The sequence below is a fragment of the Psychrobacter vallis genome (genome assembly GCF_904846715.1).
In the GTDB taxonomy this organism is placed as follows: domain Bacteria; phylum Pseudomonadota; class Gammaproteobacteria; order Pseudomonadales; family Moraxellaceae; genus Psychrobacter; species Psychrobacter vallis.
The window spans coordinates 133,373-156,399 of record NZ_CAJHBU010000006.1 but is presented as its reverse complement, the minus strand read 5'-3'; the positions used below and the strand labels follow the sequence as shown (position 1 = coordinate 156,399).

The following is a 23,027-nucleotide window of genomic DNA, read 5'->3' as shown; positions in this document are numbered from 1 at the left end:
CCGCTCTTTTTTACTTAGTTTACAACGGGTTATCTTCATAAAAGTAGTCTAGCATAGTGCTTATCTACTACAGCCCCGCAAAAAATTTACACCAGCAATACTGTAGCGACTCTAAAGTATTTCAACTATAGTGCTCGCACAACCAATGAGTGATCTTGATAGTAAATCGCTTTCTAAGCGGATAATTGATTCTACTTATTTGACTTTTTGTAAGATTAACTTAACCTAATTTAATTTTTATTAGTTATACTAATAGATGTGCTATCATTGCATTTCTTGATAGGTAACGTTACGTTTGAAAGGCAAGAATAGCAATTTGCGCTTATCACTGGTTATCTAATCATATTCAAAAATTTTAATAGGTTTCTTTATTCAAAAAATGCATTAGTAACAAGTATTATGAATATTTAACCTATTGGTAAAGAAAGAAATATTATGAAAACGATTTATCATGCAGCAAATTCTCGCGGTGATGCAAACCATGGCTGGCTAAAGAGCAAACATACCTTTAGTTTTGCTAATTACTATAATCCTGAGCGTATGGGTTTTGGAGTCTTACGGGTCATCAACGATGATTTTGTCATTGGTGGTAAAGGTTTTGGTAAGCACTCGCATCGTGACATGGAGATTATCAGTATCCCATTGGTTGGCAAGCTTGCGCATGGCGACAATATCGGCAATGAAGGCGTTATCGAGACTGGCGAGATTCAAGTCATGTCAGCAGGCACGGGGATTACGCACAGTGAAATGAATGGCGATACGGATGAGCCTGTTCAGTTTTTGCAGATTTGGGTCATGCCAAATAAAATGAACGTCGTCCCGCGTTATCAGCAAGTGCGCATGAGTGAGCTTATGCAGCCGAATGAATTTAATCAGATATTGTCACCCAATGTTGATGATGCTGGCGTGTGGATTTATCAAAATGCTTGGTTTAGTATGGGCGATTTCGATAAAGGGGTTCGCCAAACTTATCAGCTCAAAGACCCTAGCAATGGGGTTTATGTCTTTGTTATCAGTGGTAAGGCAGCCGTAAACGATGATATTTTGGCTACTCGTGATGGTCTAGGCATTTGGGATACTGATAGCTTTACGATAGAGGTAGCCGAAGATACAAAGGTATTAGTGATGGAAGTGCCAGTTTCTTTTTAACAAATTTTTGACCAAGAACTGTCTATTTGGTTTTTAAGATTGGTTTTATGGTTAGATTTATTTACAAAAATAAAATAAGGGTTTTGTTGAATTATTTTCATAATGAAGCAGATTATATGTGTCGTTTAAATTTCAACTGTTAATCATAGGGATTAATAGTTGAGAGTGACCAAATTTAGATTATTTATAACAACAACGTGGAGAAGTACTATGTCAGATTTAAAAGTATTACAGCAACTTGCAGAGAAACGTCGTTCAATTTATGCGCTAAGCGATCAACTACCAGTATCCAACGACGAAGTCGTCAAGCTGGTTGAGCATGCTATTTTGCATACGCCATCATCGTTTAACTCACAGTCAACGCGTATCGTGGTCTTGTTTGGTGATGACCATAAAAAACTGTGGGATATGACCAAAGAGACGTTACGTGTTATCGTTGGTGACGACGAGGCTTTTAAGTCTACCGAAGGAAAGATTGCAGGCTTTAGAGCTGGTGCGGGTACTGTATTGTTCTTTGAAGATCAGAGTGTCGTTAGAGGTATGCAAGAAGCCGCGCCTTTATATGCTGACAACTTCCCAATTTGGGCGACCCAAACCAACGCCATGCATCAATACGTTATCTGGACCGCACTAGCTAGTATCAATGTTGGTGCAAACTTACAGCATTATAATCCTGTCATTGATGAAAGAGTTGCTAGCGCTTGGAATATCGATGCAGACTGGGAACTCAAGGCACAAATGGTATTTGGCGCAATTGAGCAACCAGCAGGCGATAAAGAATTCAAGCCACTTGATGAGCGCCTGAAAGTGTTTGGTGCGTAATTAAACCTGTCGGCTTATTTGTAGGTAACTTCCCAAATAAGTCGTGTGTTTGATAGATACATAAATAAAAAAGCGTCGCTCAACGAATGGTTGGGCGGCGCTTTTTCTATAGTCGATTCTAAATAAAGCAGATACATTATATTTCAACGCTGAACTGGTATAAATTTTTCTGGCTTGCTGTGCCTTCGCAGCTCGATGCTGCAAAAAATTCATTCCAGTTCTGCTGACTCGTTTTTATAGTGACCTCATTATATTTTAGAAAATGTAAAGAAGACAAAAATGACTAAATACAGTTAATAACCGTTAAAATGCGGCAGATATGAATTTTTAAGCTTCAATTCCATCAGCTGGTTTCACTCTGTTTGCGGCGCATCAGATTATTGGCGACCCATGCTGGACCGATCAACAAAAACTGTAAATCTTCAAAGAATGACGGCTTTTTCCCTTCGATTTTATGACCAATAAACTGTCCAATCCAAGCGACGATAAAGACACCTGCCCAGACTTTAAAGCCCCATGGCAATACGGCCATTACCGAGAGGCAAATGAGAATGAACATACCCATTGCCAAAAACAGCGGTGTAGATAGGCGCATATAAAACAATAATACTAGAGCGCTAAGCACCAAGGTAAACCAGACCGAAAGTGACATACCCATACCTAGTAAGCTGACAAAAATAGTAGGGACACACAGCCAATGAATTTTTTTATTAATTAAGTTTTGGTGACTGACAGCGTATTCACTGAGCCACTGTTCCAGCGTACGTTTAGACATGCGTTGTTGACGAGACATACTAACCTCCTTGTTAGTCATTGAAATGATAATCTGACATCAGTCGTTGAGCTGGATACTAATGCAGTTCTTAATATCAGTTGTAGCATTAATTGAGCCAATCTACCATGTTATCTGATAGACGCCGCAGTCAAACTCATTCATATTGTTGGCGCGGTGGTAGCAAAATTAGTCTCGAATACCTAACGCTTTATTAATAAATACTCTGTTCAACCTTGTTCGCTGCGGTACCATTCATAGAGACCGATAAAAGCATTTACTTGATAAATCATGGTTTGAATAGCAAAAATGTAATTGCCCGACATAAGGTTGACGATGAGCCAAACGAAATTCACGACAATCCATAACCACCAATTAAATGAATAACGTAAAATCATAGCAGCCTGAGCCGTAATAGATAGGACAAACGCAATGACATTGATCCAAAAGAAAGAGATAAACCCTAAAAACTTACTGTTATCATCCTCGACTACCGCATAACCATAGCTCGCCAATAAGTTATTTACCGTTGGGAAAAGAGCAAGACCAATAATAATAAATGCTGCCGTAATCAACCAAACTGCTTTGCTCGCTGACTTAGGTATCATGTCACCATCAGGATCAGTGTGCTTCGACCAGTAGAATATTCCGTAGACATGGGTAAAAAAGTTAAAAAGTGGCGCAAGCATCAGACCAACCGCGCCAGAAGTTGCTTGCACGATTACTTCGCCAGCGGTTGCGCCCATACCAAAGCCATTGCCCATGACGTTTTTGCGGAAGGACAGCGAAACCACACATACCAAGCCAATAAATGAGACGGCCAAATAAAACATATCGAGTGTTGTATGGTCCGTGGTGAGCCAAAAACCTGCGGACAAGGCAATAACGCCGCAAATAAACCAAATGACAATCCATTGCATCGCCCATTTTCCGGTGATGTTGTCTAATAGCTGAATACGCATAGCTCTTTCCTCTAAGATAAATAATGACTGCAACAAAATGCTAACTGCGAAGCGCTAGCTAAACAAATGGATAGGGCGTGTTGAACGTTCAACACGCCCTATTATAAATAGAGCACTTATAAGTGCATCTTATGGTTTTTTGCCATAGATATGTTGATCGATAAATAACAATGCTTGCTGATAGCGTGCATCGTAATCTGGCTGGTCAATCATATGTGGCTCGATACCGTGACGGGCAAAAATATCTACCAGTCGCTGCTCAAAACGTCCTCGCGCTTCAGGCGTTCCTAAAGAGCGCATACCATCATCAACCCACGGCGTATTGTTGTCTAGCATAAGCGTATGATCTAAACGAAACTCATCGATACAAGCCGCCACAAAAGGATGGGTGCGACCTTCATATTCTTCACAAAATGCTTGCGTGGTCACAAAATCAGTGTCAACAATGGTAATGGGTGCAGTCGCATTGGTTACGGCGTCTCGTATAGCTTGCGCATGATTGAGCACAATAGGCCCGTAATCACTATATTGTAATCCGACCTCGCTACCGCCCAAGTCCGTACCGACATACAAACGCCCCATTTCTAATACAAAGCTGGCACCGTAATAATTGGCAAGCTTATGCACCAGCGTGGTTTTGCCTGAGCTTTCGCCACCAACGATAGCGACCGTCTTTGTATAGTCGCCGCGCGCTTGTGGATGAATCGCTGACCAATGTGCCACTGGGTTTTGAGCAATAGCGTAAGAGTTAAATTCAGACTGTAGTGGAGTCGTAGCAACTTGTAGAAGCAGTTGTTCATGGGTGTCAGGCTGAGCTAGAGGATGGTTATCAGCTACAAATAATACGGTCTCTGCTGACAAGTCGAGCGCTTCAGTTAACCGTCGCAATTTAGCGTTACTGGACGCCACATCAATACTGACATCCGCAAAATGTTCATGAAGTGGCAGCTCAATTTCGTGAGTAGTATGAATATGAATAAACGGTAAATTGGCACAAGCCATCTGTAGCCAGCGTGCTTTGTCTTGTAAAGTGATCGTGAAGTCTGGATGCGGCGAGGGATGCAACATAATGACGATATGTAACGTCTTTGCTTGTCCTGCCGCATCCAATATGCTGCGCATTTGTCCCAGATGTAGGGGTTCAAAATGCCCAATCATTAATCCAGAGTCATACATATTTTTCCTCACTTTGGCTTTATTGTCGGATGATGTAATAGTTGAGTCGTTTATCAGCATGGTATAAAGGTTCGAGACGATTTACAGGTAGGTTATTGTAAATATGGCTTTATTGTTATTTTCTTAGAAATCACTTTGCTCATGATTGAAATATTTTTCATCAGGCAAATATTCCAATTAAATATTAATTTACTATTTAAAATCTGGTTTTGCGTGTTCTTACTACTAGGCAGATGCCACTTATCTATTTGATTAAATTCATAAATAATAGAGGGTGCAAAATAAACGCGTAGGATTGGCGCAACAAAGAGTGATTTGAAACATTTTGAAATAACTATTTAAAATCAGGAGGTTATGAGGCCCTATGACAGATTAGGGTAAGCTTAAGTAGCATAAACTCACAAAGAACGTCTACACTTTCAACAGATAGATTCTAAATAGTTGATACAATCGTTTATAAGTTAAGAAGACTAAATATCTTTAAGACTTAATATTAAAATCGTTTATATGTGAAAAGTAATCGTGCATGAAACAGTAATAGAAAAACAAATAATAGATAAATAACAAAGAGGTATTCACTTTGGCTAAATTAGCAAAATTGCATCGCTCACAGAACAGTAAGATGGTCGCAGGGGTAATGGGCGGCGTTGCTGAATATTTCGGCTGGTCAGCGACTTGGGTTAGATTGCTATTTGTCATTATTTCGTCACTAAGTGCAGGAGTACCCGGTATTTTGATCTATATAATTCTGTGGATCGTTATGCCAAAGGCTAGCAATCAGTCTTATCAATAGGATTGATCTAGTAGTAATTCTATCCAAACAGTTTAGAACGTAAGTCGTTTAGAATGATAGTCCTTTGTAACGACAGTAACTCGATAGTTTAGCTCTTCAAAAAACAAAAAGCCTGATCAATCAGGATGCCAATGACATACTTTTCCTCCTGCCCAGATGCTAACGCATTTGGGTATTTTTTTATTTAGGAGCGACCAAATAAGAAGTTGTCTATAAATAAAGCAAATAACTGAGTTTTTTACCCACGATGTAAATTTAGTTAACGTAAATATGGATAAAATAGTCAATTTTTAGTAAGGTGAGCAGGCAAATAGAGTCGTTGCCAAATAGGCCAGACGAGTGCTATCAGAGATTTATTTAATCATACTCATTCCACAGTGGCGTTACTATGAAAACCCAAACTATGACATCCCAAGCGACACCCTCGATGACACAAGACAAAGATACTCAACCGATGACTTTTCAGGATTTAATCCTGACTTTACAGAATTATTGGGCCGATAAGGGCTGCGTTATTTTGCAGCCTTACGATATGGAAGTCGGCGCGGGCACTTTTCATACGGCGACGTTTTTGCGTTCGTTAGGCCCTGAACGCTGGAATGCGGCTTATGTACAGCCATCACGTCGTCCGACCGATGGACGCTACGGTGACAATCCAAACCGCCTGCAACATTATTATCAGTTCCAAGTGGTGCTAAAGCCTAACCCGCCTAATATTCAAGAGCTATATTTGGACTCACTACGCGCCATCGGTATTGATCCCTTGGTTCATGACGTGCGTTTTGTTGAGGACAATTGGGAATCGCCGACGCTTGGTGCGTGGGGGCTTGGTTGGGAGATTTGGCTGAACGGTATGGAAGTGACGCAGTTTACTTACTTCCAGCAAGTGGGCGGTATTGAATGTTTCCCTGTTACTGGCGAAATCACTTATGGCCTTGAGCGTTTGGCCATGTATGTGCAAGGCGTCGATAGTGTTTATGATTTGGTGTGGGCAGATGGCGAGTTTGGCCGTGTCACTTATGGTGATGTCTTTCATCAAAACGAGGTTGAGCAGTCTACTTATAATTTTGAGCATGCTGATGTGCCGATGATGGGTGAGATGTTTGACTTTTATGAGCAACAAGCGGATAAGTTGGTCGAAGCAGGATTGCCGTTGCCAGCCTATGAGATGGTATTAAAAGCATCACATGCTTTTAACTTACTTGATGCGCGTGGTGCCATTTCTGTCACTGAGCGTCAGCGCTTTATTCTGCGCGTGCGTACGCTGGCACGTAAGGTCGCTTTTGGTTATGTTGAGGCTCGTGCCAAACTTGGTTTCCCATTAGCCGATGAAGCCCATCGCGCTGATGCGCTCGCTAAGTATTTGCCAAAAGAAGGCGTGGCAACAGAAGGCTTAGCAATAGAAAATACTGACAACAATCAATCGACTAACAAGAAATAGGAGCATCCCATGAGTACTATTCTATTTGAACTGGGGTGTGAAGAGCTACCTCCAAAGAGTCTAAAACCGTTACGTGATGCGCTACAAGCAAGTGTCACTGAGCAATTGAATGAAGCTGATATTACGTTTGATAATATCAAAGCCTTTGCCGCTCCGCGTCGTTTGGCGATTCAGATTCAAGGTATTAGCGATAAACAGCCGGATCGCACTGAGCAAAAACGAGGGCCAGCGATTAAGGCGGCATTTGACGCAGAGGGCAATCCAACGCGTGCGGCAATGGGTTTTGCCAATGGCCTAGGTATCGATGCCAGCCAGCTGACGACTATTAGCACCGATAAGGGTGATTATGTTGGTTATGAGCAAACCATTCATGGCCAAGCGACCACTGAACTGCTGCCAACAGTGTTTCAAACTGCGCTTGATAATTTACCGATTGCTAAGCGCATGCGTTCAGGTGCGAGCCGCAATGAGTTTGTGCGTCCAGTACAATGGGCGGTATTGATGCAGGATGAGGCGGTAATTCCTGCCACTATCCAAGGACATGAGACCGGTACGCAAACCCGTGGTCATCGCTTCCACAGTCCAGATTACCATAACATTGCGCACGCCAATGATTATGAGCAACTGCTTGATGGTCTAAAAGTCGTGGCGGACTTTGATAAGCGTCAAATGCTGATCAAAAACCAAGTCAAAGCATTGGCTGATGAGGTCAATTCAGACGCTATCGTACCGCAAGATTTATTGGACGAAGTGACCGCCTTGGTCGATTTTCCAATTGCCCTACGAGCAAGCTTTGAGCCGCGCTTTTTACAAGTGCCACAAGAAGCGCTTATCTCGACCATGCAAGCCGATCAAAAGTATTTTTGTTTGACGGATAAAGCGGGCAAACTACAGCCTTACTTTATTTTTATCACCAATATTGAATCTAAGGATCCCAATCAGATCATTGAGGGCAATGAAAAAGTCGTACGTCCACGTTTGGCTGATGCCGAGTTTTTCTTTTTGCAAGATCAAAAGCAGCCATTATTTGCGCTCACAGAAAGCCTGAAAAATCGCGTATTCCAAGACAAGCTGGGTACGATTTGGGAGAAGTCTGAACGTATCGCTAAGCTTTCGGCCTTCATTGCTACCTTGATGCAGCAGCAAGGTCATGATATTAGTATTGATGAGACGGTACGTGCGGGTATTTTATCCAAAGCTGATTTGGCCAGCTCACTCGTTGGTGAATATCCTGAGTTGCAAGGCATCGCGGGTACATATTATGCGCGTCTGAATAATGAGCCAGAAGCAGTTGCGGCAAGCTTAGAAGAGCAATATTTGCCCAAGTTTAGTGGTGATGTATTACCCAAGACACCGATTGGTATTTGTTTGGCCTTGGCGGATCGTTTAGATACGTTGGTTGGTATTTTTGCCATTGATCAAGCACCGACGGGCTCAAAAGATCCGTTTAGTTTGCGCCGTTCGGCTATCGGTATCTTGCGTATTTTAATCGAAAAACAATTACCGATTAACCTTGTTGCGTTGGTCGAGCAAGCGATTAAAAACTATAGTGATACTGATGGCAGCAAGATTGCCAAAATGGGCGATACTTTTACCCAAGTCATGGCGTTCCTAAACTCACGATATCGTGCGATGTATACAGAGCAAGGCGTCAGCGTTGATACCATTCAGGCGGTACAAGCGATCAATCCGCACATGCCGCTTGATTTTGATCAACGTATTCGTGCAGTACAAGCCTTTAGTGAATTGGCACAAGCCTCGATGTTGGCTGATTCCAACAAACGCGTTGCCAATATATTGGCCAAGTCAGAAGCGCATGTTGCTGATACGGTCGATGAGGCGCTATTGTCTGAGCCTGCTGAACAGAACTTGTATAGCAGTGTTCGCCAAGCACAGACGGCAGTGACGCCACTACTAGAAAACGCTGACTATACACAAGTACTGCAGACGCTTGCGAGCTTAGATGAGCCATTGACACAGTTCTTTGATAACGTGATGGTCAATAGTGAGGATGAGGCGCTAAAAAATAATCGCTTAGCATTACTCAAGCAGGTTCGTGCTTTGTTCTTAACGGTGGCTGATATCAGCGAGTTGCAGCTGTAGTGCCTCTAAAACTAGATTATTAATCTTGTTATGTTATTTTTAATATAAAAAACTGGCCACATTGAGCCAGTTTTTTATGCGATCATTCTGCATCATTAAGTTTATAATGTCTTAATCCATACTCGAAGGAGCACTGCCGTGTTGGCTGTTATTATTGTAATCCTCATTATCTGGGCTTCAATGTGGGCTTTTTATAAGTTTATGTACCCACGCGCACCCAAGAGCATGATGCCAAAAGAAGGTGATGTGACCACACCGCGTCAGTGCAATTTTTGTGGCAATAGCTTGGCTGAATATCGCGGCGTCCTTGAGACCAATCCAACGTTGGCCGTAAATAACGACAGCAATGTTGCAGCTGATAAAGAACTGTTCTTTTGCAATTATGAGCATCAAGCAGATTTTCATGCGGGCAAAGTCTATAATCCCAACGTATAAACAGAGGGGTTATCGATTAGGCATAAAAGAAGCGCTTAGCTTGGGTAGCTAGGCGCTTCTCTGTTCAATATATCGGTACTATAGTCAAAGCATTTATACTTATAAAACAGAATGTGCGTCTTTCATGATTTTATTGAGTAAGGCTTCAGACTGTTTGTCTTGCTGCAAACGATCTTCATCATTTCTTTGATTGGTATGAATTTTTTCGTACAGATCCAAACAGCACAACACCAACAAGCTTTCTTGACTAAGGCTTGGCGCGTCTCTTTTTAGATCCAGTGCGTAGTTGTTGATATAAGAGACCGCTGAGCGTAGTTCTTCTTGCTCATGTACGGGGCAAAAAATTGGATAGGTAACGCCAGCAATCGCAATATCTACTTTTTTGATTTGGGGTTCAGGCGCTTTAGTCACTTTGCTATTAGATTGAACCGCAGTATTTGATGCACTTGACCCTGTTGGAGCTGTTTTCTGTGGTTGTAACTCTTTACTTGGTGCTTGAGTGTTTTGTGTTTGATTGTTCTGTTGCTGTTTTTCTATCGATTTGCTTTGGTCGTCGGTCATGATAGATCCTACAATATTTGGTCAGTGAAAAGAGTGGTAGCAGATATTACAAGTAGTGTTGGGCAGTCTGATAAGTAGTATGTCTCTGCCATTTGTTATAGCAACTCGTTAACCTTCTGCTTGGTCGATGCGGGTGAGGCGTTGTAATACGACTTGTGTGCGCTCGGCTGCCAGTTGGTTCTTTTTTTGCAGTTCACTATTTTGTTGTTTGATGTCATTGTATTGTTGTTTTAGCTCATTATTGTGTTGTTGCAATTCGCTATTTTGCTGCTGCAATTGGCTGATTTGTTTTTGTAGTTTGTCTTGCTCTTCACCAATCATATGATGCGCTTCTGCAAGGTTTTGGTAGCGCTTGTCGAGATCGTTTAGTTGTTTTTTGGCACCATCGCGTTCAGTATAACTGGTATCAAGCTTGGTTTTTAAGGCGGCAAGCTCTTGTGTATTGGTAACGGGGTTTTGTTTGACGCTGCTAAGTTCAGCACTGACAAGCTGATACTGTTTTTTGATGTCGAGTACCATTTTTTCTAATATTCTAAGTTGGTCATACATAGTCAGTTTTTATCCTTAACAAGTAAGCGTGGATGAATTTTGTTTTCTGCGTTTAATAATGCCATAGGTGACCGCATAATATCTATATCAACAAAGTAATTACACGTATTGGGTTGGGCCTTTTTATTTCTATTAGCCGTGGCCTTGTCAATGACATTGCACGCTATCTACTTCTATTTTTTTAGCAATAATTAATTACTAGGACATCTATTATGAATGACAATATCTCAGGCTGGAATACTTGGCTGACTGCTTTTGACGACTGGACAGACGTGTCTATCAGTGAGGTGCATGGCCTCATGACAGGGTTAATGACGGCCTGTAATGCCCCTGATGAAACCGTATGGGCAAAGGTATTTGAGGAGCTGAGTTTTGGGTCATTACCAGAGCCTGCCTTAACCTTGTTGACTGAAGAAGCGGAAGATATCGTGTTTCAACTAAAAGATAAAGACGACGCTTATTCTTACATGCCACTGATACCTGATGATGAACACGATTTATACGAGCGTGTGATAGCATTGAAACAGTGGGCAAATGGTTTTATGACGGGCTTTGGTATTACCGATTGTCGTCTCACCAGCGAAGAAAATGAGATGCTCACGGATTTGGCCAAGATTGGCGCGATTCGTTTAGAGGACGATGAGGATTTTGAAGGCGGCGAAGAGTCTTATCTGTATCTTTATGAGTTTGCCCGTATGGTGCCAGTGAGTTTTGCCACCCGCACGCGTAAGCCAGTCAAAGACATCGCACTCATCTCTGGACTCGCTATCGATGCCAAGACAACCAAAGAGCTACAGGCAGAAGGTAAATTACCAAAGCCAATGCCGCCAGTCGTCGATGCGATGAATCAAAACCGTCCTTCATAACAAAGATGCCATCGTAAATGCTTTGATATGGGTTAATATTCAACACATCCTAGTACGAAATGCCTAGTATGAAGTGCGAAAAGGAGATGGGGATGATTACTGACAATGATATGGTGTATTTGCGCCGCTGTGTAGAGCTTGCTACTGAAGCGCTAGAGGCGGGTGATGAGCCATTTGGTAGTGTCTTGGTTGACGGCGATGGTCAGGTGTTACATGAAGATCGTAATCGGGCCAATACTGTCGATGCCACTTACCATCCTGAAATCGCTATTGCAAAGTGGGCGGCAGAAAATATGACAGCTGACGCGCGTACAAAAGCAGTGGTTTATACTTCAGGTGAGCACTGCGCCATGTGTTCAGCGGCGCACGCGTGGGCTGGTCTTGGGCGTATTGTTTATATCAGTTCGTCAAAACAGCTTAGCGAGTGGATGGAAGCGATGGGCGTACAATCCACATCACCCATAAACTCATTAAGTATTCAAGAAGTAGCGCCAAACGTGCCAGTACAAGGCCCGATTACGGGACTGGATGAAGAAATCAAAGCGTTGCAGCGGCGCTCATTTAAAAAAGGCTAACCTTTTTTACCATAGACCGTAATAAGGATATTTTATGACTGTATCAACTCGTATCGATAATATTAATCAAACTGTACAGGATGCCCATTATCCTAAAGACAGCATTGATTGGCTAACGCGCTTGATTGGCTTTGATACAGTCAGTCGCCATTCCAACTTGGCACTTATTGAAGATGTAAAATCTTATTGTGAGCAGTTAGGTTTAGTCGTGGATTTGACTTTTAATGAAGCCAAAAACAAAGCCAATCTATTCGTCACTGTGCCAGCAGGCAAAAACTCTGATGAAATAAATCACGGTCTGGTGCTGTCAGGACACACGGATGTCGTGCCAGTTGATGGGCAAGACTGGACGTCTGAGCCATTTACGGCAACGATTCGCGGCGACAAGCTTTATGGGCGCGGGGCATGTGATATGAAAGGCTTTATCGCTTGTGCATTGACGCTATTGCCAAAAGCGGTGCAGTTATCACGCAGTGGTCAATTACGTCATCCCTTGCACTTGGCTTTGTCATTCGACGAAGAGGTAGGATGTTTGGGTGCGCCCTTGATTTTGGCAGACTTAAAAGCGCGAGGTATTACGCCTGCTTATTGTATCGTTGGTGAGCCGACCAAGATGACGATGGTGGTCGCGCATAAAGGCATTGCGGTTTATCGCTGCCGTGTCCATGGCAAGTCTGCGCATTCATCACTGACGGCGCAAGGTGTCAATGCCATTAGCTATGCCAGCCGTTTGATCAGCTACGTGGATACATTGGCAGAAGAAATCAGTCATCGCGATGACAATGATCCGCTGTTTGATGTGCCTTATTCAACCTTATCTGTGGGCACCATCCAAGGTGGTACAGCGACCAATATTGTACCCAATCTGTGTGAGTTTACCTTTGACTATCGTAATCTGCCGCATATGACGCAAGAGGACATTCTTGTGCCCATTCAAGCAAAGGTTGCAGAGCTAAGTGCTCAAATGCAAACACGCGCACCAGAGACAGGTATTGAGCTGATGCAAGAAGAAAGCGTGCCTGCCATGACTGACGATGATAGTGCTGAGTTACAAGCGTTAATCGCCGCCTTGACGGAAGACGATAAACGTCATAAAGTGGCTTATGCGACTGAGGGTGGTCAGTTTACAAATAGCGGCATTCCAACCATCATCTGCGGCCCTGGTAGCATTGAACAAGCTCATAAAGCGGATGAATATGTTGAACTGAGCGAAATGGCACGCTGTGATGAGTTTTTGCAGAAGTTGCTGACGAGCTGCACAATTAAATAATCTATAAAAATGCCAAACATATGTATATAATATGAGTAAGTATAAAATACACCGTCTTTATGGCGGTGTTTATTTTTTGGTGGCGTAACAGTTTATATTAAACACTGTTTATGCATAACGAAATAGGAATTGGCTGATGTCTTGGCATCTGTTTGTGGTGTTTTTTGCAAGTACGTTTTTTATCTCAGCGACCCCAGGTCCAAATATGCTGCTAGCGTTCCAGTATGGCATGAATTATGGCATAAAGCGGACATTTTGGACGCTGGCAGGTCTGAGTCTCGGACTGTTTATCTTGCTGCTATCGACATTGCTTGGCTTGGATGCGATCAGTCGCCAGTCACCTTGGTTACTGACGATTATTAAAGCCGTAGGAGCCGGATATTTAATCTATTTGGGTATCAGTTCTTGGCGGGATGCTGGTGATGGGAGCTTGATGAGCGATGCTCGTGAGTTGAGTGCGGAGGTAGCAGCGGATTATCCAACCGCTCAGGCCATGGATAAACAGCCCCAACCGCCTTCGCTCTCTAGTGCGGCGACTAAAATTGTCCCAAGCAACATGACGTTATTTCGTACTGGGGTTTGGGTGTCGTTATCCAATCCAAAGGCCATTCTATTCTTTGCTGCTTTTTTCCCCAAGTTTATCAATTTTAGTGCGCCACTATGGCCACAATATATTTTATTGACCGTGGGCTTGTTTTTAAGCGAAACGATTTGGCAAATCATCTATACGCTAGGCGGCAAAAAGCTGGCAAGTTGGCTCGATATGGGCAATCGTTTGGCGTGGCTTAACCGTGGTTGTGGAGTGATATTTATAATAATTGCTGCGGCTTTATTGGCTGAAGTGATAAACAGTTTTATGGTTTAAAAATATTTAGTTATTGTCTAAAGTGATTGTCTTAGCCAGAATGTTTATTATATAGAATAAATATTCTGGCTAATTTTTTAAAAAGATATTGACATTAATTTTTAAATCGTTATTATAATCGCATTGATTTATAGTTTTCTTGTATAATATAAATTCTTTTAATCAAACCGCTATTGTCATACTGACATTAGCCATAACCTATGGAGAAATCATCGTGTCCTATATAACTATCAAGACGTTTTTAAAGATTGAATGTGTGAATCACACGCCAGTAATGATGACTTCAAAAAGGTTTGGCTAAATTTATATAGCTGCTGTTTATTAATATAGTATGTATTAATATCAATGAATGGCTTCTTGTATTTACTCGCTTACCTCCCTTAAGTCTCCTGTGTCTAAAATAGCTATGCGATTGTGCTAAGCAATTTTGCGCTTGCTGCTGTCTGTCTTATACATTCCTTTACCGTTATTACCGCTAAGGTTACTGACGCTATCATTTAGCTGATGCCTATCCGTGTGCATCATATTTATGCTTTAGTTTTTGGTATGGTAAAATTTTTCTTTAAAACGTCCATAATAAATTGACCATTATTTCTATTGATTTGCAATCAATAGAAAACGGTATTTTATTGCCTATAAATTTTATTTATCATTTTATTTTCTTATTAGACATCTTGTTTAATTGAGACAGGTAAGTAATGTTTAATAATTATAAAAATAGGTAAATTAAAAATACTTTATGTGGTTTTAAAAATAAAAAATGGAATTAATAAAAAAATGAGCATTCAATTAGTATTAAATAAAAACAGCAAACATGGCGTACCTGTCAAAATTTATACTGCCGATATTGAGCAAGGTGCGATACAACAATTACGCAATATGGCGCAGTTAGAATTTGTACACTCACACATTGCCGTCATGCCTGATGTGCACGTCGGTAAAGGCGCTACCGTCGGTAGTGTAATTCCGACCAAGTCTGCCATTATTCCTGCGGCAGTCGGTGTGGATATTGGCTGTGGTATGAATGCGGTGCGTTTGTCCTTAACGGCAAACGATTTGCCTGATAGTCTAAAATCATTACGCTTGATTGTGGAGCAGCAGGTGCCTGTTGGTTTCAACATGCATAAGCAAATCCAAGCCAAAAACTCGACCCTCGATCCACTTGGCAAACGCCTAAAACCAATTACTGATAAGCATCCGGGTTTACTCAAAATGCTCAAAGGCTTTGAGCGTACTTGGGCGAAGCAATTGGGGACACTTGGCGGTGGCAATCATTTCATTGAGTTGTGTTTGGATGAAAATAAAGATGTTTGGGTAATGCTACATTCGGGTAGTCGTGGTATTGGGAATTGTATTGGTCAGTATTTTATTAACCTTGCTAAAAAAGAGCGCCAGTCACGTTTTGGTCATGTGCCAGATCGAGATTTGTCTTACTTTGCTGAAGGATCAAATAGCTTTGCCGATTACGTCGAAGCAGTGGGCTGGGCACAGGATTACGCGCTAGAAAATCGCCGTGAGATGATGCGTCTAGTCATCAAAGCAATGCAGTCTCCACAAGCAGGATTGCCCCGATTTCAGCTTACCAAAGAGGCTATCAATTGCCACCATAACTATGTCAATGAAGAGGTGCATTTTGGCGAGAATGTCTATGTCACTCGTAAAGGCGCGATCAGTGCTTATGCAGGTGAGCTTGGTATTATCCCCGGCTCTATGGGCGCAAAATCGTTTATTGTCCGTGGTCTGGGTAATGAGGAGTCTTTTTGTTCGTGCTCACATGGGGCAGGACGACAAATGAGCCGAGGTAAAGCCATGCGAGCGTTCACTATTGATGAGCTAAAGGCGCAAACCGATGGCGTTGAATGTCGCAAAGACAAAGGCATCATCGATGAGATACCGGGTGCGTATAAAGACATTGATGAGGTGATGGCCAATCAAGCGGACTTGGTTGAGGTGGTGCATACATTGAAGCAAGTCATGTGTATTAAAGGTTAATACCAAGCCTGCAAACCCTCTTAGCTTCATTAAACTCGCTTAATGTGCTGGATGTACAATTTGCACTCTTTATCCTTGCTAAGATGATTTTCGGAATTGGTATCTAAGAAGATTTAAAGAATAGGTAACAATATGAGCTTAAAACAAACCCTAAAAAAAGCCAAAAAAATTGAGCGGCAGTTAGAACAGCAAGATGCGACAGGTGCTGAGCACTCGCTAGGCGCAGTGAAGCCGCGCAACTATTTGGCGCTTGATCCTTTACTAAGAAAAGGCGGTATTCATGAAAAAGAAGATATCGATATTGTCCGAAAAAAGCGCCGCCGTGAGACCAAGCAGCAGTTAAGACAGACAGACTGGCTCTCAGAGTAGCGATAATTCGATCTAAATTTACTTTTAAAATTAAAGGAAGGGAAGCCGTTCGCTATCATAGTAAACGGCTTTTCCGAATTTAAATGGTTGGGGCAGCACTCGTCACTCAACTGATAAAAGCAAATAGGCAAAAGAAATTAGAAAAAAGACATAAAGGAGAGTTTTATGAGATTAATTAATAAAGTAGCATTGGTCACAGGTTCTGCGCAAGGCATCGGTAAAGCGATTGCTGAGCTTTTTGTGAAAGAAGGGGCAACCGTTATATTCAGTGATATCAATGATGATAAAGGAAGGCGTTCTTGCCATGATACTAATATAAAGCGTCAACAATGGAGCGAATCAAAACCAGCAGAATATATCCATCTGGATGTCTCAAACGAAAGCGATTGGCAAAAAACTGAGCAATATATTCAACAAAAATATCAAGGGTTAGATATTGTCGTAAACAATGCAGGTATCACTGGATTTTTAGAGACGACAGGCGCTCATGACCCTGAATACTTAGATATGGCAAGTTGGCACAAGGTACATCAAGTAAACCTAGATGGTGTGGCTTTAGGTTGTAAGGCAGCGATAGCGTTGATGAAAAATCGTCCAATAGATAAAAACAGCAAATCAAGTATCATTAATATATCTTCTCGCTCAGGTATGGTCGGTATTCCTTTAGCAGCAGCTTACGCCTCAAGTAAAGCTGGCGTCAGAAACCATAGTAAATCAGTTGCCTTATATTGTGCGCAAAATGGCTATGATATTCGCTGTAATTCCATTCATCCAGCCGCTATCTATACGCCAATGTGGGACGCTATGTTGGGAGAAGGCAATGAGCGAGAAGAAGCGATCAAGGCAATTAGCAAAGATATCCCGCTAGGTTATATGGGGGAGGCAATGGATGTGGCTTATGCGGCACTTTATTTGGCAAGTGATGAGTCAAGATACGTGACGGGTACTGAGCTCACGATTGATGGCGGTATTCTGGCAGGGAGCACGGCTGTCCCTAATAGCGAAAATTAATGAAATTGTAAAAATGATTCCGTCACAGACAGAGACTGCAAAAAACTCACCCTCAGTATCGCTATACTCTTTTTAAAAGGGAGCAACTATATCTTCTCATGACATAATCAATATTTAGACACTGATAAAAAAGCCGTTCACTATTTATAGAGAACGGCTTTTTTACTTACGCAAAATCATGTTTTAAAGATTTAAGCCAATACTTCGATTAGCTCACCTTTGACCATGTGCGGGCTGACAAAGTCAGTAATGCGCACACTGACGATTTTGCCGAGCAGCTCATCCATTTTATCTTCGTCATAAGGGAACATAACCGTACGGGTATTATCTGCTGTACCGATTAAGCAGTCAGGATGACGATTGGCAATTTGTTCGACCAATACGCGAGTCGTCTCACCGACCATTTCATGCGTTTTTGCCAAAGTTGAGTCAATGATGACTTTTTGGAATTCCGCCAATCGCGCTTTTTTAGTCGTGAAGCTCACATCATCTGGCAATTCCGCGGCTGGTGTCCCCGGACGCTTAGAGTAAATAAAGCTATAAGAGTGATCGAAGTTCAACTCTTTTGCCAAGTTCAACGTATCTTGGAAGTCTTGATCTGTCTCACCAGGGAAGCCAATGATAAAGTCGCTAGATAAGTGAATATCTGGGCGAATAGTTTTTAGTTTATTGATCTGATTGATATACACATCGATAGTGTGATTGCGTTTCATCGCGGCCAAGATGGCATTCGAGCCACTCTGAACAGGCAAATGCAAATGCGATACCAGCTCTGGTAATTGCGCATAGGCGTCAATGATATCGTCAGTAAATTCTAATGGATGGCTGGTTGTATAACGGATACGCTCAACGCCATCGACGTGTGAGACATAATGCAATAGCTCTGCAAAGCGGCAGATACTACCATCGTCTTTTTCGCCGCGATAGCCGTTCACATTTTGACCGAGCAGGTTGATTTCACGGATACCTTGCGCGGCAAGACTATCAATCTCAGCCAGCACGTCATCCAGTGGGCGCGATAACTCTTCACCGCGCGTATAAGGCACCACACAGAACGAGCAATACTTCGAGCAGCCTTCCATGATAGAGACAAAGGCCTTATAGCCTTCTACTCTTGGCTCAGGTAAAAAATCAAATTTTTCAATACTCGGGAATGACACATCAATCGTACCAATACGGTTTTTAGGTGCGATGTCACGTTGCTCATTTGATTGGTCATATAGCTCTGGCAGACGATGCAACGTTTGCGGGCCAAACACCATGTCGACATAAGGCGCACGCTTTTGAATATTATCGCCTTCTTGTGAAGCCACACAGCCGCCAACGCCAATAACAAGATCAGGACGTTTTTCTTTGAGTTTGCGCCAGCGTCCCAATTCTGAGAATACTTTTTCTTGGGCTTTTTCACGAATTGAGCAGGTATTCATTAGTAGTACATCGGCTTCATCGATATCGTGCGTCACTTCCATGCCGTGTGAGTCGCCTAGCACATCAAGCATTTTGCCAGAGTCATAGACATTCATCTGGCAACCCTGAGTGGTCACAAACACTTTTTTAGGCGCTGTTCTAGTGACAGGCGATTGAGCTGAACTTGTCTCTTTGAGTGCAGTGACAGCAGTCGTCGTTTCAGCAGCGTCATTAATGCGGGGATTAAATACAGTAACACTCATAAGGATAAGTCCATGATTGACTAAAAGTACAGCAGGGTAGCCGATTAACAAGTGGCATATTTTATCACAACCCTTCGTCAATGTGAAAAATTAGCGTGAGCAATTGGTGGATGCTATGAACGATTATTTATAACAGTATCAATTGTTTACTGGTCTTAGCCTAGGTTTTAGCAGAAATCACAGCTTGCTATCATTTCTATGTTACACCTCGCTGTCCTATTTATTAACAAAAGGTAAAGGTGATGGTTGAAAGTGCAATGAGTATAGTATGATGAATGCGATAAGCTTAGCGGTACTTGGCAAATCGCTGTTCACACATTGTAGAGATATAATAAAGAGAGTCAGTATGACAAAGTTGCGCGTTGCTCATGGCATGAAGGATAGAGAATTACCCAATCAATACGATTGCTCAAAGCGAATCAAAACAAGAACCTTACGCGTCAGTGCGCTGAGTCTGGCGACAGCAGTGAGCGCGCTTGGATTGTCGCAAGTGGCTTGTGCTGAGCTGACATGGGGTGAAGGCGAGAGTTATCAGCAAGAGGGCAGTTATTCACAAAATAATGGTTCTCAAGCAGACAGTGGGGCCAGCTCTTTCACGGCGGCGGCCATTGCAGCAGAACGCGGTGATGTCAGTGCGCTTTATAATTATGAGCAAGCGATGAGTGGTGGCTTATTTGCCATGTATCCGACATATTGGCGCATGAATTTAAATCTGAATTCACAAAGTCCAGCAGCCATATCGCAGTTTGTGCGCCAATATCCAGACACTGTCATGGCAGAAAAGCTCGTTGCTGATTTTGCTGAGACTAAAGCTGGCTCAAACGATTATGCCTCTGTACGTCAAGTGGCCAATCTAATTACCAATGCGGATGCAAGCGAGCGCTGTGCGGTGGCGCTTGGGTTTAATAATGGCGGCGATACCATGCGCGCCATGGCAGCGAAGTCTGATGTTTGGCTAACGACGCTTAAGCAGCCAGCCTTGTGTGAGCAATTGGCGCTTGAGATGAACAATAACCCATTGATTAACGATCAAGATAGAGCATCTCGTCTTAAACGTATGCTGCGTAAAGGTAAGACAGGTGACATCATGGCGTTGTCATCACGTCTTGGGACACCGATTGCTTATTCAGCACTGAGTGAGATTCAGCTCAATCCTTCCTCGTTCTTTAGCCGTTTTGGCAGGGAGCCTGCCAGTAAAACCAATCAACATCTCTATCTATATGCGATGGGGCGAGTGGCTGAAAAGTCTTATCGTGAAGCCGCGCTACAGTTGGATTTTGATATTAAGCAAGACAATCAGCGTTCTGTCAAACTATTGAATGATGAAACCCGTCGTTATGCTTATCGCATCCTTGGCGTGCAGCGTATGAACCACAATACCGATGATGGCTTTAATGCTGAGGCGGTTGACTGGTTTCGTAATAGTTTAGATGAAGATTTTAATTTTGAAGAAGCGGAAGATTATGCCATGGCGGCGATTCGTTTTAGCCGCTGGGATGATGTGGTGGAAGCCATTGCAAAAATGGATGTCGAAACCCAAAAAGGTAGCCAGTGGCAGTATTGGCTGGCACGCGCTTATGAGCAATCAAGCGATGCGAATAAACGCAATACCGCCAAAAAAATGTATCAAAATTTGGCAAAAAGTAATGATTATTACGGTCTAATGGCAAAAGATAAAATCGGTCAGCGTTTTGATGCCAGTCGTTTGGGTGGCAACAATTTACCGAATGTTAGTACGGCTGATCGTGCACGTGTCATGCAAGATGCAAACTTTGCTCGTGCGTTTGCCTTGTATAATGCGAATGTCAGCCGCGCCTATGCCAATCGTGAGTGGAACTGGGCGGTGAAGCAGGCGCGTGACAATCGCGATGACAATTTAATCATTGCGGCCGCTCGTCAAGCATATGAGATGGGCTGGCTCGACCGAGCAATCTATGCCGTTGATAATACCGATAGAGTAGACAGCTTAGCATTATCACATCCAATGCCGCATCAAGATGCCGTCGTACGTTATAGTCAGTCTGCAGGTATTGATCCTGCTTGGGCTTATGGCATTATGCGTCAAGAAAGCCGTTTTGTGTCTTCTGCGCGTTCGAACGTTGGGGCTAGTGGTCTGATGCAAGTGATGCCAGATACGGCAAAATACATTGCTCGTAATTTAGGTGAGACTTATAGTGCCAGCCGCGCTAATAGTGGCGATACTAATATTCGTTACGGTACTTGGTACATGGGTGATATCTTTGGTAAGTTAAACAGTCAGCCAGTCCTCGCCACAGCAGGGTACAACGCAGGTCCTAATAATGCCAAACGCTGGCAGCCAACGTATGGTTCACTGGCAGCGGATCAGTATGTCGAATCGATTGCCTTTCCTGAAACGCGTAATTATGTGAAGCATGTGATGGAAAACGCGACTATTTATAGTAGTTTATTGGGTCGTAGTCAGCCAATAAGTCAGCGTATGGGCACAGTACCTGCTGGATTTTAGGTTATTTATTTATCGACCAAATAGACCATTAGCGAGTAATCGTTGATGGTCTATTTTTATGTGCTAACTTTCGCTGTTTGATTGAAAATGGCATTATTCTTGCAACTGTTACTCTATCTTTACGTTTCTGCTATAGATTAAAAAAAGCGTTTTGCTACCATTGCGTTAATTAGTGCCTTTAATTTATGCTTATAAATGGTTACTTGTTTTTTTGTTAGCCCTATTCTTAGCTTTAAGTGTGTTTGTAATTTAGACACAATAACCTAAGCGATAGTCCATGTCTTATCATTGCTAGATGCCTTCAGCCCTTATGATAAAAAAATATTTCAATCTGCCCGTATTAATGAAAATTAGGCATCCGTCATCTAATCAGGTGCGCTCGTCAGTTATTCTAAGTCCCTCAAAAACGCATTCAAAAAGTAAACCAATGACATACTTAGCTTCATGTCGTGAAAGTTTGAGCAATAATACATGTATTGGCAAAATAAATACGACGATGGGTATTGGTACATTATTGTTATTGCAAGGCGTCATGCTAATGCCGGCACAGGCTGCTAGCGCGGCCAAAACTGGGCAACGCGTGCTGATGATTGAAATGACGCCAGCATTGTGTAACCTACAACCGACACGCTCACGCATGCGGCAATGTCTAGAAGGTTATTCATTGACCGTATCAGGATTGGACATGGGATATGGGGAGCGCTGCGGACGTGGTAGCGAGCCACGTCTGACGCCACTGCAACTAAAAGTCGTCAACCGTGTGATGCCAGATACAACGGTGCGTAGCCAAGTATGGCAACGTTATGGTGTCTGTAGTCCACTCAGTGCCAGTAGTTATTTTCGTCAAATTACTAACTATGCGGGCGCGTTAAAATTACCGTCTGAGTTAAACACGGGCAATAGTTATACAGTCTCTAAATCACGTTTTATCAGTCAAATGACACGCCTCAATAGTGGTATGTCATCGAGTAGTGTTGATTTGATTTGCCAAGCGGGAAATCGCCGCCAATCGACGTTGACGGAGATTCACGTTTGCTATGAGGGCAGCGAATTTGGTACTTGTGCTACAGTTGTGGATAATTGCGGTAGCAAATTTATCATTTCGGGCGGTAGCTAAGTTTTTTAAATGCTCTTTTATAAGTCTTTGATATACTCAAATTT

The 23,027-nt window shown here is 42.6% G+C and carries 21 protein-coding genes; 15 read left to right on the top strand and 6 right to left on the bottom strand.

Features of this window, described 5'->3' with window-relative positions; all coding sequences use genetic code 11:
• Positions 1-435 precede the first annotated feature (435 nt).
• Positions 436-1,149, top strand: a complete 714-nt coding sequence (locus JMY02_RS05930) for a pirin family protein (protein WP_201596214.1) — start codon at positions 436-438, stop codon at positions 1,147-1,149.
• A gap of 210 nt (positions 1,150-1,359) precedes the next feature.
• Positions 1,360-1,971: a nitroreductase family protein gene (locus JMY02_RS05925; RefSeq protein WP_201596212.1), complete on the top strand. Its 612-nt coding sequence runs from the start codon at positions 1,360-1,362 to the stop codon at positions 1,969-1,971.
• A gap of 343 nt (positions 1,972-2,314) precedes the next feature.
• Here the strand turns inward: JMY02_RS05925 and JMY02_RS05920 are convergent, their stop codons facing one another.
• From JMY02_RS05920 to nadR, 3 genes are all read right to left on the bottom strand, one after another.
• Positions 2,315-2,764, bottom strand: a complete 450-nt coding sequence (locus tag JMY02_RS05920) for an Mpo1 family 2-hydroxy fatty acid dioxygenase (RefSeq protein ID WP_201596210.1) — start codon at positions 2,762-2,764, stop codon at positions 2,315-2,317.
• A gap of 209 nt (positions 2,765-2,973) precedes the next feature.
• A complete protein-coding gene (gene pnuC, locus JMY02_RS05915) occupies positions 2,974-3,705 on the bottom strand; it encodes a nicotinamide riboside transporter PnuC (protein ID WP_201596208.1) in 732 nt (243 codons plus the stop codon).
• Between the two features lie 129 nt (positions 3,706-3,834).
• Positions 3,835-4,941, bottom strand: a complete 1,107-nt coding sequence (gene nadR, locus JMY02_RS05910; protein WP_265087957.1) for a multifunctional transcriptional regulator/nicotinamide-nucleotide adenylyltransferase/ribosylnicotinamide kinase NadR — start codon at positions 4,939-4,941, stop codon at positions 3,835-3,837.
• A 520-nt stretch (positions 4,942-5,461) separates the two neighbouring features.
• Between nadR and JMY02_RS05905 the strand changes: the two genes are divergently transcribed.
• The 4 genes from JMY02_RS05905 (at position 5,462) to JMY02_RS05890 (ending at position 9,653) form a co-directional block, all read left to right on the top strand.
• Positions 5,462-5,674 (top strand): PspC domain-containing protein, encoded by a 213-nt coding sequence (locus JMY02_RS05905; protein ID WP_021813771.1) that lies wholly within the window; start codon positions 5,462-5,464, stop codon positions 5,672-5,674.
• A gap of 454 nt (positions 5,675-6,128) precedes the next feature.
• Entirely contained in the window at positions 6,129-7,115 is a 987-nt protein-coding gene (gene glyQ, locus JMY02_RS05900; protein ID WP_201596240.1) for a glycine--tRNA ligase subunit alpha, read from the top strand.
• A 9-nt stretch (positions 7,116-7,124) separates the two neighbouring features.
• Complete coding sequence (gene glyS, locus JMY02_RS05895) at positions 7,125-9,218, top strand: glycine--tRNA ligase subunit beta (RefSeq protein ID WP_201596204.1); 2,094 nt, start codon at positions 7,125-7,127, stop codon at positions 9,216-9,218.
• A gap of 138 nt (positions 9,219-9,356) precedes the next feature.
• Complete coding sequence (locus JMY02_RS05890; protein ID WP_406947726.1) at positions 9,357-9,653, top strand: hypothetical protein; 297 nt, start codon at positions 9,357-9,359, stop codon at positions 9,651-9,653.
• Between the two features lie 99 nt (positions 9,654-9,752).
• Here the strand turns inward: JMY02_RS05890 and JMY02_RS05885 are convergent, their stop codons facing one another.
• Together JMY02_RS05885 and JMY02_RS05880 are read right to left on the bottom strand one after the other, a co-directional pair.
• Positions 9,753-10,214: a cell division protein ZapA gene (locus tag JMY02_RS05885; RefSeq protein WP_201596202.1), complete on the bottom strand. Its 462-nt coding sequence runs from the start codon at positions 10,212-10,214 to the stop codon at positions 9,753-9,755.
• Between the two features lie 108 nt (positions 10,215-10,322).
• Positions 10,323-10,763 carry a hypothetical protein gene (locus tag JMY02_RS05880; protein WP_201596200.1) on the bottom strand — a complete coding sequence of 147 codons (441 nt, stop codon included), beginning with the start codon at positions 10,761-10,763 and terminating at the stop codon, positions 10,323-10,325.
• A gap of 212 nt (positions 10,764-10,975) precedes the next feature.
• On the opposite strand from JMY02_RS05880, the gene JMY02_RS05875 reads away from it, so the two are divergent.
• The 7 genes from JMY02_RS05875 to JMY02_RS05845 all read left to right on the top strand — a co-directional run bounded on the left by JMY02_RS05875 (position 10,976) and on the right by JMY02_RS05845 (position 17,711).
• The gene (locus JMY02_RS05875; RefSeq protein WP_201596198.1) at positions 10,976-11,629 is read left to right on the top strand and encodes a UPF0149 family protein; all 654 of its coding nucleotides are present in this window, start codon (positions 10,976-10,978) and stop codon (positions 11,627-11,629) included.
• Positions 11,630-11,721: 92 nt separating this feature from the next.
• Positions 11,722-12,204 carry a nucleoside deaminase gene (locus tag JMY02_RS05870; RefSeq protein WP_201596196.1) on the top strand — a complete coding sequence of 161 codons (483 nt, stop codon included), beginning with the start codon at positions 11,722-11,724 and terminating at the stop codon, positions 12,202-12,204.
• 34 nt (positions 12,205-12,238) lie between these two features.
• The gene (gene argE, locus JMY02_RS05865; RefSeq protein ID WP_201596194.1) at positions 12,239-13,474 is read left to right on the top strand and encodes an acetylornithine deacetylase; all 1,236 of its coding nucleotides are present in this window, start codon (positions 12,239-12,241) and stop codon (positions 13,472-13,474) included.
• Between the two features lie 136 nt (positions 13,475-13,610).
• The gene (locus JMY02_RS05860) at positions 13,611-14,339 is read left to right on the top strand and encodes a LysE family translocator (protein ID WP_201596192.1); all 729 of its coding nucleotides are present in this window, start codon (positions 13,611-13,613) and stop codon (positions 14,337-14,339) included.
• 777 nt (positions 14,340-15,116) lie between these two features.
• Positions 15,117-16,331, top strand: a complete 1,215-nt coding sequence (locus JMY02_RS05855; RefSeq protein ID WP_201596190.1) for an RtcB family protein — start codon at positions 15,117-15,119, stop codon at positions 16,329-16,331.
• Between the two features lie 132 nt (positions 16,332-16,463).
• Positions 16,464-16,700 (top strand): hypothetical protein, encoded by a 237-nt coding sequence (locus JMY02_RS05850; protein WP_201596242.1) that lies wholly within the window; start codon positions 16,464-16,466, stop codon positions 16,698-16,700.
• A gap of 165 nt (positions 16,701-16,865) precedes the next feature.
• Positions 16,866-17,711 carry an SDR family oxidoreductase gene (locus JMY02_RS05845; RefSeq protein WP_201596188.1) on the top strand — a complete coding sequence of 282 codons (846 nt, stop codon included), beginning with the start codon at positions 16,866-16,868 and terminating at the stop codon, positions 17,709-17,711.
• A gap of 191 nt (positions 17,712-17,902) precedes the next feature.
• On the opposite strand, the gene miaB is transcribed toward JMY02_RS05845, so the two are convergent.
• On the bottom strand, positions 17,903-19,381 hold the full coding sequence (miaB, locus tag JMY02_RS05840) for a tRNA (N6-isopentenyl adenosine(37)-C2)-methylthiotransferase MiaB (RefSeq protein ID WP_201596186.1): 1,479 nt from the start codon (positions 19,379-19,381) through the stop codon (positions 17,903-17,905).
• A 346-nt stretch (positions 19,382-19,727) separates the two neighbouring features.
• Between miaB and JMY02_RS05835 the strand changes: the two genes are divergently transcribed.
• Positions 19,728-21,866, top strand: coding sequence for a lytic transglycosylase domain-containing protein (locus JMY02_RS05835; RefSeq protein WP_201596184.1), 2,139 nt, complete (start codon positions 19,728-19,730; stop codon positions 21,864-21,866).
• A 457-nt stretch (positions 21,867-22,323) separates the two neighbouring features.
• Positions 22,324-22,983: a T2 family ribonuclease gene (locus tag JMY02_RS05830; protein WP_227678428.1), complete on the top strand. Its 660-nt coding sequence runs from the start codon at positions 22,324-22,326 to the stop codon at positions 22,981-22,983.
• Positions 22,984-23,027: the final 44 nt, after the last annotated feature.